Genomic DNA, 17,605 nt, shown 5'->3' with positions numbered 1-17,605 from the left:
AAAAGAAGTGTCTGTGCGTCAGGCTTTGAACGCCCGCCAGGTCTGCGTGTAATAGGGGAGCTGGATGACGGACGTGCCGGCGTAGGCCAGATGGTCATGCAGGTACCAGGACAGGTTGCCCAGTACCTTGGCCCGCGTGGCCTCGTTCGCCCGCAGGTAGTAGCTGCGGGACTTCGCCAGCTCGATCAGCTCCGCCGGGGTGAGCGGGTCGCTCCAATGGGTCTCGTGCCGCTCCAGCCCGGTGAACTCGGGCCCCAGCTGCGGCCGGTAGCCGGGCCGGTGCACATCCCCGGCATGCATGATGCGCGAGAGCCGGTGCACCCACGGCACGGTCACGTCCAGCTGGTTCCAGACCAGGCCGAGCAGGCCTCCGGGGCGCAGCACCCGCGCCAATTCGGTACTGGCGGCCAGCGGATCTGCCCAGTGCCAGGCCTGGGCTACCGTGACCACGTCCATCGAGGTGTCAGGCAGGCCGGTGTGCTCGGCCGTGCCGACCAGGGTCGGCACGCTGCGGAACTTGCGGGTCAGCTGCGCGAGCATGTCCGCCGAGGGGTCCACCGCCACCACCTGCAGCCCGCGGGAAAGCAGTTCCGCAGTGTACTTGCCGGTGCCGGCCCCCACGTCAGCGGCTTGTGCGGCCTCCGGCGCCGCAGCCAGCAGCCAGTCCACCGCATCCGCCGGGTATCCCGGCCGCACCCTGTCATAGTGTTCGCCGCCGGCCTGGAAGCTGCCGCCGAAGGCGCGGCGGCGGTCCTCGTCCAGCTTCGGCCCGCGCTGAACCACCGCTATCCACCCTCTCTTCCATCGACTTGCCACTTAAAGCCGCTTTCCGGGCTGGAAAGGGCGTTATCCGTCTAGCCGATCGGGGGAAATTGTACCGGACCGTTTAGCTGTCAGCGGGCGCTGCACCGGCCGTGCCCGGCATCGCCGGAGCCCAGTCGGGGAACGGGCGTGTCTCGAGGGCCGGGACCCAGCGATCGTGCTCGACCACATAGTCCTGGCCCAGCCCCTCGCGCAGCAGCGCATCGACGCCGGCGATCAGCCGCGCGGCGTCGTCGAGCCGGGAACCGATGCCGAAGCTGGCCCGCAGCGATCCGGACGGCAGGCCGAGGCGGTTGAGCAGCGGGTGCGCGCAGAATTTGCCATCCCGGACGCCCACCCCGTGCTCGGCCGAGAGGTAGGCTGCCGCCAGACCTGCGTCGTACCCCGCGATGGAGAAATTGACAATGCCGACGGCGTCCGCGGCATCACCGGGAAAGATCCGGTGCACCTTGACATCGGGCAGGGCCTCCAAGCCGGCCACAAGGTAGTTGCGCAGCGCTTCCTCGTGCCGGTACCAGGCCTTGGTGTCCAGCTCGGCGAGGAGTTCGGCGGCCTTGGCCAGCGCTGCCACGCCCATCAGGTTGGGCGAGCCTGCCTCGTGCCGGGCCGGTCCGGTGGACCACGTGGCGGTATCCAGCCGTGCCCGGCGCACCGGGCCGCCGCCGGCCAGATAAGGCGTGCCGGAGTCGAGCCAGTCGCCCGGGCCGATGAGGGCGCCGGCGCCGAACGGCGCATAGAGCTTGTTCCCCGACAACACCACATAGTCGATACCGTCCGCGGCCATATCGATCCGCCGGTGCGCGGCCAGCTGGGCCGCATCCACCAGGATGCGCGCTCCGTGGCGCCGCGCCAGCCGGGCCGCCTCGGCCACCGGGAACAGCTCGCCGGTGACGTGGGACGCGCCGGTTACGGCCAGCAAGGACGTCCGCCCCAGCGCCAGTTCGGCCTCGAGGGCAGCCAAGGTCCCGGCAATAGTCGGTTCGGCGGCGATGCCGCGGTGGGGAATGCGCTGCCACGGCAGCAGATTGGCGTGGTGCTCGATGTCCAGGTAGAGCACCTCACCCGGGACACAGCCGGAGAGCAGGTTCAGCGCATCCGTGGAATTACGCGTGAAGACGACCTGGTCCCCGTTCCGGCCGCCGACGAACCCGCGCAGAGTGCTGCGCGCCCGTTCATACACTGCAGTGGAAACCTGGGCCGTATAGCCGGCCCCGCGGTGCACGCTGGCGCAGTAGGGCAGCAGCTCCTGCAGGTGTGCGGCCACCCCGGCCAACGCCGGGGCAGAAGCAGCGTAGTCCAGGTTCGCGAAGCGGATTTGGCGGCCATCGGCCAGCGGCACGGCCAGATCCGCGCCGGCCACCTCGCGCAGCGGCAGGGCCGCGGACCGGCGGCCGGCAGGCAGGATCGTTGACAGGAAGCTGGTACTCATCTGACCTCACTTGTGAGGGACCGCCGGCCGGGCCGGCGGGTCCGCGCTTGCCGCGCCGGGCAGGCGTGGCCAGGTCGTCACCCGGGGCACCCCGCCGCGTCGGGAGGGTTGCCGGCCAGCAAACCGGGGTTTCGCGCTGGCACTCGTGACCTGGTCCCATCCTAGCTGCTCGCCGGTGTCGGGACGCCGCTGTGTTACGGCACCGGGCACAAGCGCTTAATCCCGGGCCACGGACCCTTCGCGTCCGGCAGGCCGCTGGCCGCGCAGCTCCGGATTGAGCAGTTGCAGCACTTCCTCGTGCAGCGCGCCGTTGGTCGCCAGAGCGTTGCCGCCGAACGGGCCTTCTTCGCCCTCCAGCGAGGTGAACCTGCCGCCGGCCTCGGTGACGATCGGCACCAGGGCGGCCATATCGTACAGATTGAGCTCCGGCTCGCAGGCAATATCGACGGCGCCCTCGGCCACCAGGCAGTATGACCAGAAGTCCCCGTAGGCCCGCGTCCGCCACACCGCCTCGGTCAGGCCCAGGAACTCGTCCAAATTGCCGCGTTCCTTCCAGCCGGTCAGGCTGGAATAGGACAACGAGGCATCGGCCAGCTGGGCGACGCTGGAGACAGCCAGCCGGGTGGCCGCGGACAGCGACCGTCCGGTGTAGGCTCCCGCTCCCTTAGCGGCCCACCAGCGCCGGCCCAGTGCCGGCGCGCTGACCACGCCCACCACGGGTACGCCGTCATCGATCAGGGCAATCAGGGTGGCCCACACCGGAACGCCCCGGACAAAGTTCTTGGTGCCGTCGATCGGGTCGATGACCCACTGTCGCGGCCCCTGGCCGGTACTGCCGAATTCCTCGCCCAGGACGGCATCGCGCGCCCGGGCCCGGGACAGCTGCCCGCGGATCGTCTCTTCGGCGGCCCGATCCGCGTCGGTGACCGGCGTCAGGTCCGGCTTGGTGTCGACCTGCAGATCCAAGGCCTTGAAGCGGGACATGGTCTGGGCGTCCACGGCGTCGGCCATGACATGGGCCAGGCGGAGGTCGTCGGTATAGCTGCGGGGTTCCAAGGTCATGGTTCCCAGCGTAGTGCCCGAGGGGCCCAAACCGAGCTCGCGAGGTTTGGGAGGGCACGAAGCGGTAGCGTTCGCTGCCTTCCCCGTGCTTCGCAAGCTCAGCACGGGGACCCGGGCAACACTCTTGCCGAGGGCCCGGTCCCGGGCACGGCTGGCCCTGTGGGGCACCCCTGCCGCTGATCGCTCAGACGTTGCCGAGTTCTTTCGCCTCGGTGCGTTCCTGCGCGCCCAGCAGCCGGCGCAGGGAAGCCAGCCGGGCCGGCCCGGCCGCGCCGGCGCTGCCGGAGGCCACCCAGGCATCGAGGCCGCACTTGACCGCGGCGTCGTCATGCCGGCAGCCGCGCTCGCAGTCCTCGGTACCCGGTGCCAGATCCGGGAAGGCGGCCAGGATCCGGTCCGGGTCCACGTGCGCCAGGCCGAACGACCGGATCCCGGGGGTGTCGATGATCCAGCTGCCGGCGGGCGCGCCCTGCAGCCTCAACGCGAGTGCCGAGGAGGAAGTGTGCCGGCCCCGGCCGGTCACGGCATTGACGCCACCGGTGGCCCGGTCGGCACCGGTCAGCGCATTGACCATGGTGGACTTGCCGACGCCGGAGTGGCCGAGCATCACGCTGACCATACCGTCCAAATGCTTGCGCAGGCCTGCCACGGCGTCCGTGTCCAGGCGGGCCGAGGCGCCGTCGTCGGACCGGGCGTCGATACCCGAAGCGTCGGTGGAAGCCGTGCGGCTGACCACGACCGGCAGGTCCAGGCTCTCGTAGTTGGCCAGCAGCTCGGCGGGGTCCTTCACATCCGCCTTCGTCACGCACAGCAGCGGCTTGATGCCGGCGTCGTAGGCGGCCACCAGTGCGCGGTCGATGAAGCCGGTGCGTGGCTCCGGATTTGCCGATGCCACCACGATGACCAGCTGGTCCGCGTTGGCCACCACCACCCGTTCAATCGGATCCGTGTCGTCCGCGCTGCGGCGCAGCAGCGTCCGGCGTTCTTCCACCCGCACGAGCCGGGCCAAGGTGTCCGGGGCGCCGGAGACATCTCCGACCAGGGCAACGAAGTCCCCGGCGACGACGGGCATGCGGCGCAGCTCGCGGGCCCGGGCAGCCACCACGATGCGCTCGTCCGGCGTGTCTTCGCCGACGACGGCGGTATAGCGGCCGCGGTCCACCGTGATGATGCGGCCGATCACGGCGTCCTCGTGGGCCGGGCGGTCCTTGGTCCGCGGGCGGGACCCGCGCTTGTTCGGCCGGATGCGGATATCGGATTCATCCCAGCTGCCGGTAGTGCGGCCCATGCTTAGTGCGCTCCCGTCCGTTCCGGGACACTGTTGCCGGCCTCGAACATTCCCCGCCACAGTTCGGGGAACTCCGGCATGGTCTTGGACGTCGTGCCGATGTCTTCGACCTGGACCCCTTCGACGGCGAGGCCGATGATGGCGCCCGCCGTCGCCATCCGGTGATCCGCGTAGGAGTGGAAGACGCCGGCGTGCAGCGGCCGCGGCCGGATGATCAGCCCGTCCGCGGTTTCCTCCGCGTCGCCGCCCAGCCGGTTGATCTCGGTGACCAGGGCTGCCAGCCGGTCCGTCTCGTGCCCGCGCAGGTGGGCGATGCCGCTGAGCCGCGACTCGGAGCCGGCCAGCGCGCACAGCGCCGCGACGGTGGGGGCCAATTCGCTGGTATCGGCAAGGTCCGCACCGAGGATGCGCGCACCGCCGGTGACGGTCAGGGTGCCGCCGTCGTACTCCACGCTGGCGCCCAGCCGGACCAGGATGGAACGCCACTGGTCGCCCACCTGGGTAGTCTCGGCCGGCCAGTCCGGAATCCGCACCGTGCCACGGGTGGCCAGAGCCGCGGCCAGGAACGGGCCGGCGTTGGACAGGTCCTGTTCGATCCGCAGATCGAAGGCGCGCACCGGGCCCGGGGAGACGATCCAATGGTCCGGAGTGGAATCATCCACATCCACGCCCAGGCCGCGCAGCACCTGGACGGTCATGGCGATGTGGTCCAGGCTCGGCACCGGCGGACCGGAATGCTCCAGATGCAGCCCCCGGCGGAACCGGGCACCGGCCAGCAGCAGCGCCGAGACGAACTGGGAGGAGGAACTGGCATCGATCACCAGGTGGCCGCCCTCCACGCTGCCCCCGGCCGCCAGGCTGAAGGGCAGCGCCGAGCGCCCGTCGTCGTCGACGTCGATGCCGAGGCCGCGCAGGCCGGCGATGATCGGTCCCATGGGACGGTTGCGCGCATGCGGATCCCCATCGAAGGTGATGTGCCCGCTGCACAGCGCCGCCAGCGGCGGGACAAAGCGCATCACCGTCCCGGCCAGCCCGCAGTCCACGGCCGCCGCGCCCAGCGGCCGGTCCGGCTGGATCGGGGTGACCAGCAGGTCCGGCCCGAAGAGGCCGTCGCCTTCGACCTCCTCGACGCCGGCGCCCAGGGCGCGCAGCGCCCCGACCATCAGCGCCGAGTCCCGCGAGTGCAGGGGCGAGCGCAGCCGGGACGGCCCGTCCGCCAGCGCGGCCAGGACCAGGTACCGATTGGTCAGGGATTTCGACGCCGGCACCCGTACCGTGGCGTCCAGCGGCGCGGTGGCGAAGGGCGCCGGCCAGTAGGTGCCGTGCGGTGCGGCGTTGGTTGTGGTGGAACCGGTCATGAAGCTCAGGAACCCGCCACGGCTGCAGTGGCCTTCTCGGCCGCCTTCGAGGCGGTCCGGGACGCGGCCTTCGCAGTCCTCGACACCGACTTGGCGGTCTTGCCGGTGTCTTTGCCCAGTGACTGGATGTTCCGGCGGGCATCTTCGGCCAGATGGCTCGCACGCCACGCCAGTCCGGGCCGGCCTGCGGTATCGACGGCGGCCAGCAGGCCGGCGCCGACCAGACCCAGGTTCTTCAGCAGCTGGCTGCGGCGCAGCCGGCGGCCTTCCGGGGTGGACTGTTCCGCGTTGCGGTATTCCACGATCGCATTGATCGCCGCCATTTTGGCCAGGACCAGGGCGGAGAGGCGCGGAAACTTGCCGGCGGCCAGCATCACGCCGGCACCCACCTGCACGGCGCCGACCATGCGGGCGACCAGCATTTCGTTGTCGGTAACAACCGAAGCCTGCGGCACAATGGAGCCGGCCCGCTGCAGCACCGGCTGCAGCTGGTCCGCTGTCTGCCGGGCGTTGCGCAGCTGGTCCACGCCGGAGGCGACGAAGGTGGCGGCTAGGAGCGGACGGGCGAGACGACGGACAACTGTCATAGGTGCCTCCTGGCGTAGTGCTGCCGGTGGGCCGGCAGCGCAAACTTACAAGGAATACAACGACTGGTCGGAACTGACAAAAGTCAGCACCGTGGTACTGGTCTCTAGTTTTGCACTTTTGACTCCGGGGCACACCTTCGGGCAGAACTGGTGCCCTGTCCGGGGTAGGCGCGGCCCGGCGCCGTCATGCCCGGCCGGAGGCGGAGGCAGCCGGGAACCGGCACACGGCGGCCTCCGGTGTCCGATCGTGTCCTGCCTTCGGGCCGGCATGTCGGTCTTGTTGCCGGACGGCAGCCGGGCCAATACCGGAGACGACGGTGTACCGGCCGCGGCGCGGGCGCCGGCCCGCACCAGGTAGGCGGACTTTTCCGCGTGGAGTTTTGGGCCACATGGCCAGGCCGGACGGCCGGAACTGATAGGTGGCGATTTCCCGCCACGACGCTCCGGACTTTGAAAAGGTCCTGCACCTTCGGGGAGGCTTTGCGCGGTCCGGACGGTCGCGGCGGTTGCCTGGGGGCCGAAAACGACGGGAATAGTGTGGGACCGGTGGCCGTTGCCCTAAGTGGAAGCACTGCATCCGGCACACCTCCGGGCCGGCGGGATGCGGGCGTGGAAAGCCATGAGGTCAGGAAGGGGAGGCCCGGTGTCAGCAGCGATCACCGAACCGACCAAGGACTTTATGGTGCCGCGGCCGGTATCGACGGTGCCAAGCGTAGACTTGGAGCCAATGACTACCGACAATTCCGAAGCCGAGGTCATGGCCGACAACGGGCAGCTTGCCGCCTCTCGGGCGTCCCAGGCTGCTTCCGGTGCAGGACCCGGGAACGAAACTGAAGAAACGGCCGACGAGCGAGTTGCCCGTTTTGAGCGTGATGCCATGCAGTACGTGGACCAGCTGTATTCCGCGGCCATGCGCATGGCGCGCAATCCGAGCGACGCGGAGGATCTGGTCCAGGAGGCTTACGCCAAGGCGTTTGCCGCCTTTCACCAGTACAAGCCCGGGACCAACCTTAAGGCTTGGCTGTACCGGATCCTGACGAATACCTATATCAACCTCTACCGCAAGCGTCAGCGTGAGCCGCAGCAGTCCAACACGGACCAGGTGGAGGACTGGCAGATGTACCAGGCCGCTTCGCACACTGCCACGGGGCTGCGGTCTGCCGAAGCGGAGGCCTTGGACCATCTGCCGGATTCTGATGTGAAGGACGCGCTGCAGTCCATTCCGGAAGAATTCAGGTTGGCCGTCTACTTTTCCGATGTGGAGGGCTTTGCCTACAAGGAAATATCGGAAATCATGAACACCCCTATCGGAACGGTGATGTCCCGCCTGCACCGCGGGCGCAAAATGCTACGTGAGCTGCTCGCGGACTATGCAGCCGAACGCGGCATTCGGCGGCCAGAGAAGACGGACACCACCGCCGGGACACAACAGGAGAACGGCAAATGAGCGACTGCCAGGGCTTGGGCGATTGCGATGACGAACGCATGAAGCGAATCTACGAATACGTCGACGGCGTACTCTCGCGCGAGGACGTCAGGGAAATCCAGTCACATCTGGAGTCCTGCCCTGAGTGCGCCAAGGAATACAACCTGGAGTGCCTGATCCGCGATGTGGTCAAGCGCTCCTGCCGGGAGGCTGCGCCGCAGACCCTCAAGGAGCGCATCCTGGCCCAGATCAGCCACGTGGAGCCCGCCAGCGTCGTGTGAGCGTATCTCCGCAGGTATTGCACAGAACCCCCGCCGGCAGAGTTGCCGCGGGGGTTCTGTGCAATACCTGCAGTCCGGTGGACCGGCTGCTCAGGTGTTGGGGCGCTTGCCGTGGTTTGCGCCGCCGCGCTTACGGTCACGGCGCTTGCGTGCACGCTTGCTCATTGCTGCCTCCTTACGTGGCTGGATAATAACCGGGTAACAGTCTTCCACACCCTCAGCGGCCCAGCCTAACCGGCGAGGGCCCCGAACCGAGCGAAGCGGGGTTTGGGAGCCGGTGACGTGCTAACCGGCGATGCGTGGAAACTGTGCGGTCCGTACTACGCCGGCTCGGGCAATTCCAGCCACTGGTACCAGCCGCGGTGCAACACGAGCCACGCCATCAGCCCGTAGCCGGCCTGTCCGGGACCGCCGCCGTTGGCGGCCAGATCCGTGCGCCACTGCCCGTGGTTGAGCAGTGGTGTGAAGGTGTCCACGTAGACATGCTTGCGCCGCGTGGTTACATCGCCGAAGGCAGTCGACAGCTCGGCCAGCCGGAGGTTACGCTCCGGGTCCAGGCCCGGGGGCGGGCCCACCACGAACACCCGGATGCTCAACTGCGAGGCGCCGTCGAGGATGTTGGCCAGGTTCAGCCGGCTGCGCGCGGTGGTCAGGCCCAGATCCAGGTCCCGGCTGGAGAGGCCGATGACCAGACGGTTTTCGAAGCCGTCATCGAAGCGGCGCCCGGCTTCCTGCAGCCACCGGCCCGCGAGCTCCTCGGTGCCTTCATTGGGGGAGGCCAGCGTGAAGGTCACCAGGGAGGCCGGCGCGGGATTGGTCCGGGCAAGTGTCCGGCCCAGCCAGCCCAGCGCCCGGGGATCCCCGGCGCCGGCCAGCAGCTCGTCACCGACGGCGGCAATCCTGATTTTGCGTTGCTCCACAAGCTGCTTTCTGCTCGATACCCGCTAGTTGGCATGGGCGGAATTTTGTTTAAAAGAAAGTGGGTGGGGTGCTGCTGGCACCCCACCCACCATCTTACCTATCGGCGCTCGAAAGCCTTCTTGACCAGCACATCCTGCTCAACGGCGTGACGCTTGGCGGAACCGGTGGAGGTTGCCGCCGACGCCTGCCGCGAGACCAGGCGGATCTCCTTGTCCAGCAGATCGGGCAGGTGAAGGCCGATGAACGGCCACGGGCCTTGGTTGGCTGGCTCGTCCTGGGCCCAGACATACTCGGCGTTCGGGTACTTGGCCAGCTCCGCCTTGATCTCCTCGATCGGCAGCGGGTAAAGCTGCTCGACCCGCACGACGGCGGTGCGGGTGTCACCGTTCTTCCGGCGGGCAGCAACCAGATCGTAGTACAGGCGCCCGGACACCAGGACGACGCGGTCCACCACTGCCGGATTAAGGGCTTCGACCTCCGGCAGCACCGGACGGAAGCTGCCCTGGGTGAATTCCTCCACCGAGGAGGCAGCGGCCTTCAGGCGCAGCAGCTGCTTCGGCGTGAAGACGATCAGCGGTTTGCTGGGCTTGCTGTAGGCCTGCCGGCGCAGCAGGTGGAAGTGCGAGGCCGGGGTGGTCGGGTTGGCCACCACCAGGTTGTCCTCGGCGCACAGCTGCAGGAAGCGCTCGATCCGGGCCGAGGAGTGGTCCGGGCCCTGGCCTTCGTAGCCGTGCGGCAGCAGCATGACCAGCGAGGAGCGCTGGCCCCACTTCTGTTCCGCGGAGGAGATGAATTCGTCGATGACGGTCTGTGCGCCGTTGACGAAGTCACCGAACTGCGCCTCCCAGAGCACCAGCGCGTCCGGGCGCTCCACCGAGTAGCCGTACTCGAAGCCGAGGGCGGCGTATTCGGACAGCAGCGAGTCGTAGATCCACAGCTTGGCCTGGTCCGGGGTGAGGTGGGTCAGCGGGGCCCACTCGCCGCCGGTGGCGCGGTCGTGGAAGACAGCGTGGCGCTGGACGAACGTGCCGCGGCGGGAGTCCTGGCCGGCAAGCCGGACCGGGACACCCTCCATCAGCAGCGAACCGAAGGCGGCAATTTCGCCAAAGCCCCAGTCGATGCCGCCCTCGCGGGACATTTGTTCGCGCTTTTCCAGCAGGGCCTTGAGCTTCGGGTGGATGGTGAAGCCCTCGGGCACATTGATGTGCGCCTTGCCGATGTAGGCCAGGGTGTCGGCGGTGATCGCAGTGCTGCCCGGGACGTGCGCCGTGTCTTCCTTCTGCTGGGAGCGCGGACGCTCCAGGTCGCTCACCGCGGCCGCGTCCTTGGTCACGATCGGGATCGGCGACGTCTGGGCGGCATGGGTCTCGGCGAACACCCGCTCCAGGCGCTCCTGGTAGTCGCGCAGTGCCTGGTCCGCTTCGTCCTGCGTGATGTCGCCGCGGCCGACCAGGGCCTCGGTGTACAGCTTGCGGGTGGAGCGCTTGGCTTCGATCAGGTTGTACATCATCGGCTGGGTCATCGAGGGGTCGTCGCCCTCGTTGTGGCCGCGCCGGCGGTAGCAGACCATGTCGATGACGACGTCCTTGTGGAAGCGCTGGCGGTATTCGTATGCCAGCTGGGCCACGCGGACCACGGCCTCGGGGTCGTCGCCGTTCACATGGAAGACCGGGGACTGGATCATCTTCGCCACATCGGTGGAGTACACCGAGGAGCGTGAGGACTGCGGCGAGGTGGTGAAGCCGATCTGGTTGTTCACCACGATGTGGATGGTGCCGCCGGTGCGGTAGCCGCGCAGCTGGGAAAGGTTCAGCGTCTCCGCCACCACGCCCTGGCCGGCGAAGGCCGCGTCGCCGTGGATCATGATCGGCAGCACCGGGAAGACGCCGGTGGCGCCCTGGTCCAGACGGTCCTGCTTGGCGCGGACGATGCCCTCGAGGACCGGGTCAACGGCCTCGAGGTGGGACGGGTTCGCGGCCAGGTAGACCCGGGTTGCGTTGCCGCTGTCCGAGGTGAACGTGCCCTCGGTGCCCAGGTGGTACTTTACGTCGCCGGAGCCCTGCACGCTGCGCGGGTCCTGGGTGCCCTCGAACTCGCGGAAGACCTGGGCGTAGGTCTTCCCGGCGATGTTGGTCAGCACGTTCAGCCGGCCGCGGTGCGCCATGCCGATGGCGACCTCGTCCAGTCCGTCGTCGGCCGCGTCGGAGATGACGGCGTCCAGCAGCGGAATCAGCGACTCGCCGCCCTCGAGCGAGAAGCGCTTCTGGCCCACGAACTTGGTCTGCAGGAAAGTCTCGAACGCTTCCGCGGCGTTGAGCTTGCCCAGGATCCGCAGCTGTTCTTCCCGGCTGGGCTTGGCATAGGGCCGCTCAAGCTCGTCCTGGAACCACTTGCGCTCTTCCGGGTCCTGGATGTGCATGTACTCCACACCGGTGGTGCGGCAGTAGGCATCGCGCAGCACGCCCAGGATGTCGCGCAGCTTCAGCCGCGGCTTGCCGCCGAAGCCGCCGGTCACCCATTCGCGGTCCAGGTCCCACAGGGTCAGGCCGTAGGTGAGGATGTCCAGGTCCGGGTGCTTGCGCTGGACGTATTCGAGCGGGTTGGTGTCCGCCATCAGGTGGCCGCGCACACGGTAGGCATGGACCAGCTGCTGGATGCGGGCAATCTTGTTGACCTGCAGCTCCACGTCGACCTGGTTGTCAGCGTGCCAGCGCACCGGCTCGTACGGAATGCGCAGCGCTTCGAAGATCTCGTCGTAGAAGCCCTGCTCGCCGAGCAGGAGGGATTCGACCAGGCGCAGGAACTCGCCCGAACCGGCGCCCTGGATGACGCGGTGGTCGTAGGTGGACGTCAGGGTGATGATCTTGCCCACGCCCTGCAGGGCAAGCGTCTTTTCGCTCGAACCGCGGAACTCGGCCGGGTACTCGAGGGCGCCGACGCCGATGATGGTGGCCTGGCCCTTGGACAGGCGCGGCACGGAGTGCACCGTGCCGATGCCGCCCGGGTTGGTCAGCGAGGCAGTGGTGCCGGCATAGTCGTCGGCGGTCAGCTGGCCGTTGCGGGCACGCTTGATCAGGGCCTCGTACGTGTGCCAGAACTCCGAGAAGTTCATCGTCTCGGCCTTCTTGATGTTCGGGACAACAAGCAGGCGGGAGCCGTCGGGCTTGGGCATGTCGATGGCGATGCCGAAGTTCACATGGGCGGGCTGGACGGCCACGGGCTTCCCGTCGACCTCGTCATAGTGCACGTTCTGGCTGGGGAACTGGCCCAGTGCCTTGACCACCGCGTAGCCGATCAGGTGCGTGAACGACACCTTGCCGCCACGGGCGCGGGCGAGGTTGGAATTGATGACCACCCGGTTGTCGATCAGCAGCTTCGCCGGGACAGCGCGCACGGTGGTCGCCGTCGGCACGCTCAGGCTCTGGTCCATGTTGGTGGCGATGGCCTTGGCCGGCCCGCGCAGCACGGAGACGGTGTCCTCTTCGGTCTTCGCGCTCGGCGTGGACTTGGGAAGCTGGGCGGGAATGGGGGCGGACTTCGGGGCGGAAGCCTTCGGTGCGGGCGCCTGCGCGGCGGGGGCCGGCTGGACGGGAATGGGGGCGGATACCGACACCGTCGTGGAAGTGTTCGGGGCGGGGGCGGGATCGGCGGGAATCCGCGCCGTGCCGGCAACGGTGCCATCGGCGGCCGGGGAGACCGCCTGCCTGATCACGGGAAGTGCCTTGGTGCTGGTGCTGGGTTCGGCCGCGGGGGAGGTGGCCGGGGCGCTGTTGCCGGCAGGCGCAGCCTCGGTAGCGGATTCGAAGATGCTCCACCACTTCCGGTCCACCGAATTCTTATCCTGGAGGTACTGCTCGTAGATCTCATCAACGAGCCATTCGTTGCCACCGAATTCCTCGGGTAGACGAAGGTTGGGATGCTCTGGCACTTTGTTTACGCCTCTTCCATCAGTTGCCGCTTGCCCGTCCAATTGCGCGCCTTGAAACTGCGTACTCCCGTGGCCTTGCCGCAAGCCGAGGCAACTGCGGGCGCGTGCCGGCGCGCAAGATTTGGACCTCAAGCCAGTCTAGTAACACTTCGGGGAGTACGGCCAATTACCTGATCTACTGCTACGCCGGCCGGCACTTTCGGCCGGGCTGGTGACCGGGTGCCGGCGCGGGACTGCCGCGGCGGCACAATCTGTTGACATACTTCGTTGAATAACGTTGAAGAACCTCCCCAGGCCCCGTGCAGTCAGTCAGATCCAGGAGCAGTGCATGCGTTTCCTTAATGAGCCGACCACCGATCTGACCTACTCGGATGTGTTCCTTGTCCCATCCCGGTCCGAGGTGGTGTCCCGGCTGGACGTGGATCTGGCTCCGCAGGATGGCACCGGCGCCACCATTCCGGTCGTGGCGGCCAACATGACCGCCGTGACCGGACGGCGGATGGTTGAGACGCTCTCCCGGCGCGGCGGGCTGGCGGTGCTGCCGCAGGACGTCCCGGTCGAGGTGATCGCCGACGTCGCCGCGTGGGTAAAGGCCCGCCATGCCGTCTACGAGACGCCGCTGCGGCTGCGTCCGGACAATACGGTGATCGATGCCCTGCACCTGATGGCCAAGCGTTCGCACGGTGCCGTGGTGGTGGTCGACGACGCCCAGCGGGTCGTGGGCGAGGTCCGCGCGCAGGATTGCGAAGGGGTGGACCGGTTCGCTTCCCTCGGCGCCGTGTTGCGCCCGACCCTGCTGACGTTGCAGGCTTCCATGTTCGGCACCGAGCTGGATGAATCGCTGCGCAAGGCATTTGAACTGTTCGACGCCGCGGGCGCCGCCTTTGCGCCCGTGGTGGACGACGACGGCGTGCTGCAGGGCGCGCTGACGCGCACCGGCGTGCTGCGTTCGACCATCTACCGTCCGGCACTGGATGGGAAGGGACGGCTGAAGGTTGCCGCCGCCGTCGGCATCAACGGCGATGTCCGCGCTAAGGCCGCGGCCCTGCTGGAGGCCGGGGTGGATGTGCTGGTGGTGGATACCGCCCACGGCCACCAGGCCAAGATGTTCGACGCGCTGCAAGCGGTGCGCAGCCTGCAGCCGGCGGTGCCCGTGGTCGCCGGCAATGTGGTCAGTGCGCAGGGCGTGAGGGAGCTGGTCGGGGCGGGCGCGGACATCGTCAAGGTGGGCGTTGGCCCGGGCGCGATGTGTACCACCCGGATGATGACGGCCGTCGGCCGCCCGCAGTTCTCCGCCGTCCTCGAGTGCGCGCAGGAAGCCCGCCGGCTCGGTGCGCATGTCTGGGCCGACGGCGGTGTGCGGTATCCGCGTGATGTGGCCCTGGCGCTGGCCGCCGGTGCCAGCCAGGTCATGATCGGCTCCTGGTTCGCCGGAACGCATGAAAGCCCGGGAGACCTGCTGACGGACAGCAGCGGCCGGGAGTATAAGGAGAGCTTTGGCATGGCCTCGTCCCGGGCCGTGCAGCTGCGGACCCGGGCGGAAGGGGCGTTCGAGCGGGCGCGCAAGGGATTGTTCGAGGAAGGCATTTCCTCCTCGCGCATGTACCTGGACCCGGCACGGCCCGGCGTCGAGGACCTGCTGGACTTGATCACCTCGGGCCTGCGCAGCTCCATGACCTATGCCGGGGCGGCGGACCTGGCGCAGTTCCGGGAACTGGCCGTCGTGGGCGTGCAGTCCGCTGCCGGCTACGAGGAGGGCCGGCCGGTACCGCAGAGCTGGTAGCCGCGGAACTTCCTGCAGATCAAACGAAGGCTGGACACCCTGTTAACGGCCGGCGGCCGGGCGGAGTGCACGGTCCGGCTGATAGCATTTAATGACAATGGACAGCTATTCTAGGCGCCGGTCCGTGACGTCTGCCTCGCCCACTGCGGCATGCACCAAGGCAGTCCCACCCAGCACCGGCAGACCCCGTACACGTGCCCATCACTCGCTGCCTGCCGCCGGAGCGGCCGGACAGGAGCCTTCCAGTCCGGATCCGGACGACCACCCTCCGCGAGGGCCTGAGTATTTGCCGCCCGGCTTCCGGGCCGGCCGCGCGGGAGGAGCCAGCTAATGGAATGGCTCCAGATCGCCGCCGGTTTGCTCCTGATCCTGGGCACCGGATTCTTTGTTGCCGTCGAATTCGCCCTGGTCGCCCTGGACCAGCCCACGGTCCAGCGCGCCATCGACAACGGGGACAAGGCCGCAGTGCCGCTGATGCGGTGCCTTAAGTCACTCTCCACCCAGCTGTCCAGCTGCCAGCTGGGCATTACCCTGACTACGCTGTTGACCGGCTTCCTGCTCGAGCCCTCCTTCAGTGCCCTGCTGCGGGGGCCGCTGACGGCCGCCGGTCTGCCGGCGGCCGTGGTTGAGCCCACCGCCGTCATCATTGCCATGGTCGTGGCCACGCTGCTCTCCATGCTGCTCGGCGAACTGGTGCCCAAGAACGCCTCCATCGCGCTGCCGATGGCCGTCGGCAAGGCGGTGGCGCGCCCGCAGCTGGTTTTCACCGCCATCTTCAAACCGGCCATCGTGGTGCTCAATGGCTTCGCCAACAAAGTCCTGCACCTGTTTGGACTGGAAGCGAAGGAAGAGCTTTCGGGTGCTCGCACCCCATCCGAACTGGCCTCGCTGGTGCGCCGCTCGGCCGAGATGGGCACGCTGGATGCGGGGACCGCCACGTTCCTGTCCCGCACGCTGACCTTTTCCGGCCGCACGGCCGCGGACGTGATGACTCCCCGGATCCGGGTCGAGTTCATCGATGCGGACCAGAGTGTGGCGGAGCTGGTGGCGGTGGCGCGCCGGACCGGTTTTTCGCGCTTCCCGATCCTCGGGGATTCCCCGGACGACGTGCGCGGTGTGGCCCATCTGAAGAAGGCCATCGCCGTGCCGCGGCAGAAACGCCCCACACTGGCGGCCGCGGCGATCATGTCCGAGGTGCTCCGGGTGCCCGAAACCGTGCATCTGGACTCGCTGCTCGGTGAGCTTCGCGCCGCGAACCTGCAGTTCGCCGTCGTCCTGGACGAATACGGCGGCACCGCCGGCGTGGTAACGCTGGAGGACCTGGTCGAGGAAATCGTCGGCGAAGTCAAGGACGAGCATGACCGGGTCAAGCCCGGCGTGCTGCAAAGCGCCACCGGCAACTGGTATTTTCCCGGGCTGATGCGCCCGGACGAGGTATCCGAGCAGATCCCTGCGCTCACCGTGCCGGATGAGGCCAGTTACGAAACCGTGGGCGGGTTCATCATGGCGGGGCTGGGCCGGATCGCCGCGGTCGGGGACACCGTCGCCGTCGAGGGCGGGGTCCTGGAAGTGGAGCGGATGGATGGCCGCCGGGTGGACCGCGTCCGGTTCATCCCGGCGCCGCAGCCAGCCACTGACAGCAGCGACGAGGGGAGCGGGCGATGAACGCGGAAGCGGGTATCTTCTGGCTTGTCGTCCTGCTGATCGGCAATGCGTTTTTTGTCGGTGCGGAATTCGCCATCATGTCGGCGCGCCGGAGCCAGATCGAGCCGCTGGCCGACAGCGGTGGCCGGCGGGCCAAAATCACGCTCTGGGCCATGGAGCATGTATCCCTGATGCTGGCCTGTGCCCAGCTGGGCATCACCGTCTGCTCGCTGTTGATCCTGAACGTGGCCGAGCCGGCCATCAAGGAACTGCTCCTGGTGCCGCTGGAACAATGGGCGGGTATCCCGCATGAGGTCTCCTACGGCATCTCGTTCCTGGTGGCCCTGCTGCTTGTGACGTTCCTGCATGTGACCCTGGGCGAGATGGTTCCGAAGAACATCTCGGTGTCCAGTGCGGACAAGGCGGCCCTGCTGCTGGCGCCGCCGCTGGTCTACGCCTCCAAGGCGGTCCGGCCGGTGATCAGCGTGCTCAACTGGTCCGCCAACCACATCCTGCGCCTGATGGGTATTCAGCCCAAGGACGAGGTGAGCTCCACCTTCACCCTGGAGGAGGTCCAATCCATCGTCAAGGAGTCCACCCGCCACGGCCTGGTGGACGATGAGTCCGGCCTGATCTCTAGTTCGCTGGAGTTCTCCGGCCAGACGGCGCGCAGCGTGATGGTCCCGCTCGAGGAGCTGGTGACCCTTGATGTGGACGCCACGCCCGAAGAGTTCGAGCGGATGGTGCGCCGCACCGGCTTCTCGCGCTTCCCGGTGGCTGACGGCAGCTCGGACCTGACCGGCTACCTGCACCTGAAGGACGTGATGACCATCCCCGAGGAGGGCTTCCGGAGCCCGGTTTCGGTGGGTAAGGTCCGCACCCTGGCGAATCTGGGACCGGACGACGAAATCGAGGATGCGCTGGCCGCCATGCAGCGTACCGGTTCACACCTGGCGCGCGTGATCAGCCCCGAGGGGCAGACCATGGGTGTGCTCTTCCTGGAGGACGTGCTGGAGGTGCTCGTGGGCGAGATCCGCGACGCCACCCAGGTCCAGGGCGAGCGCCGCCGCGGCGAC

The 17,605-nt window shown here is 68.1% G+C and carries 14 protein-coding genes and 1 riboswitch; of the genes, 5 read left to right on the top strand and 9 right to left on the bottom strand.

The genetic code is table 11. The annotated features are described in order from the left end of the window. Positions 1–18: 18 nt before the first annotated feature. The 6 genes from LVY72_RS12125 to LVY72_RS12100 all read right to left on the bottom strand — a co-directional run bounded on the left by LVY72_RS12125 (position 19) and on the right by LVY72_RS12100 (position 6,546). Positions 19–783 (bottom strand): class I SAM-dependent methyltransferase, encoded by a 765-nt coding sequence (locus LVY72_RS12125; protein WP_237821174.1) that lies wholly within the window; start codon positions 781–783, stop codon positions 19–21. 103 nt (positions 784–886) lie between these two features. After that, positions 887–2,251, bottom strand: coding sequence for an aminotransferase class V-fold PLP-dependent enzyme (locus LVY72_RS12120; protein WP_237821172.1), 1,365 nt, complete (start codon positions 2,249–2,251; stop codon positions 887–889). A gap of 38 nt (positions 2,252–2,289) precedes the next feature. Continuing rightward, a riboswitch (SAM riboswitch) is annotated at positions 2,290–2,402 on the bottom strand. A gap of 65 nt (positions 2,403–2,467) precedes the next feature. Continuing rightward, positions 2,468–3,313: a histidinol-phosphatase gene (gene hisN, locus LVY72_RS12115; RefSeq protein WP_237821171.1), complete on the bottom strand. Its 846-nt coding sequence runs from the start codon at positions 3,311–3,313 to the stop codon at positions 2,468–2,470. A 184-nt stretch (positions 3,314–3,497) separates the two neighbouring features. Continuing rightward, entirely contained in the window at positions 3,498–4,601 is a 1,104-nt protein-coding gene (rsgA, locus tag LVY72_RS12110; protein ID WP_237821169.1) for a ribosome small subunit-dependent GTPase A, read from the bottom strand. A 2-nt stretch (positions 4,602–4,603) separates the two neighbouring features. After that, the gene (aroA, locus tag LVY72_RS12105) at positions 4,604–5,959 is read right to left on the bottom strand and encodes a 3-phosphoshikimate 1-carboxyvinyltransferase (RefSeq protein WP_237821167.1); all 1,356 of its coding nucleotides are present in this window, start codon (positions 5,957–5,959) and stop codon (positions 4,604–4,606) included. A gap of 5 nt (positions 5,960–5,964) precedes the next feature. Beyond that, entirely contained in the window at positions 5,965–6,546 is a 582-nt protein-coding gene (locus LVY72_RS12100; protein WP_237821165.1) for a DoxX family protein, read from the bottom strand. 727 nt (positions 6,547–7,273) lie between these two features. Between LVY72_RS12100 and LVY72_RS12095 the strand changes: the two genes are divergently transcribed. After that, positions 7,274–7,993, top strand: a complete 720-nt coding sequence (locus LVY72_RS12095) for a sigma-70 family RNA polymerase sigma factor (RefSeq protein ID WP_308190779.1) — start codon at positions 7,274–7,276, stop codon at positions 7,991–7,993. Then, positions 7,990–8,253, top strand: a complete 264-nt coding sequence (rsrA, locus tag LVY72_RS12090) for a mycothiol system anti-sigma-R factor (RefSeq protein WP_237821163.1) — start codon at positions 7,990–7,992, stop codon at positions 8,251–8,253. The genes LVY72_RS12095 and rsrA overlap by 4 nt, the downstream gene beginning before the upstream one ends. Before the next feature lie 90 nt (positions 8,254–8,343). Here rsrA and LVY72_RS24900 read toward each other — a convergent pair whose 3' ends face one another. From LVY72_RS24900 to LVY72_RS12080, 3 genes are all read right to left on the bottom strand, one after another. Further along, complete coding sequence (locus tag LVY72_RS24900) at positions 8,344–8,418, bottom strand: 50S ribosomal protein bL37 (RefSeq protein ID WP_369299106.1); 75 nt, start codon at positions 8,416–8,418, stop codon at positions 8,344–8,346. Between the two features lie 155 nt (positions 8,419–8,573). Continuing rightward, positions 8,574–9,173, bottom strand: a complete 600-nt coding sequence (locus tag LVY72_RS12085; RefSeq protein WP_237821161.1) for a GDSL-type esterase/lipase family protein — start codon at positions 9,171–9,173, stop codon at positions 8,574–8,576. Positions 9,174–9,271: 98 nt separating this feature from the next. After that, positions 9,272–13,102 (bottom strand): multifunctional oxoglutarate decarboxylase/oxoglutarate dehydrogenase thiamine pyrophosphate-binding subunit/dihydrolipoyllysine-residue succinyltransferase subunit, encoded by a 3,831-nt coding sequence (locus LVY72_RS12080; protein WP_237821159.1) that lies wholly within the window; start codon positions 13,100–13,102, stop codon positions 9,272–9,274. Positions 13,103–13,430: 328 nt separating this feature from the next. Here LVY72_RS12080 and guaB1 point away from each other — a divergent pair, with 328 nt between their 5' ends. From guaB1 to LVY72_RS12065, 3 genes are all read left to right on the top strand, one after another. Beyond that, entirely contained in the window at positions 13,431–14,885 is a 1,455-nt protein-coding gene (gene guaB1, locus LVY72_RS12075; RefSeq protein ID WP_237821157.1) for a GMP reductase, read from the top strand. 330 nt (positions 14,886–15,215) lie between these two features. Beyond that, entirely contained in the window at positions 15,216–16,550 is a 1,335-nt protein-coding gene (locus LVY72_RS12070; RefSeq protein WP_237821154.1) for a hemolysin family protein, read from the top strand. Then, positions 16,547–17,605 (top strand): hemolysin family protein (locus tag LVY72_RS12065; protein WP_237821152.1); only part of this gene is annotated, 1,059 nt, incomplete at its 3' end. The genes LVY72_RS12070 and LVY72_RS12065, both read left to right, overlap by 4 nt.

This window comes from Arthrobacter hankyongi, from assembly GCF_022012395.1.
GTDB classification, from domain to species: domain Bacteria; phylum Actinomycetota; class Actinomycetes; order Actinomycetales; family Micrococcaceae; genus Crystallibacter; species Crystallibacter hankyongi.
Note: the sequence above shows the minus strand (reverse complement) of the source record. Positions and strands in the feature narration are given on the sequence as shown.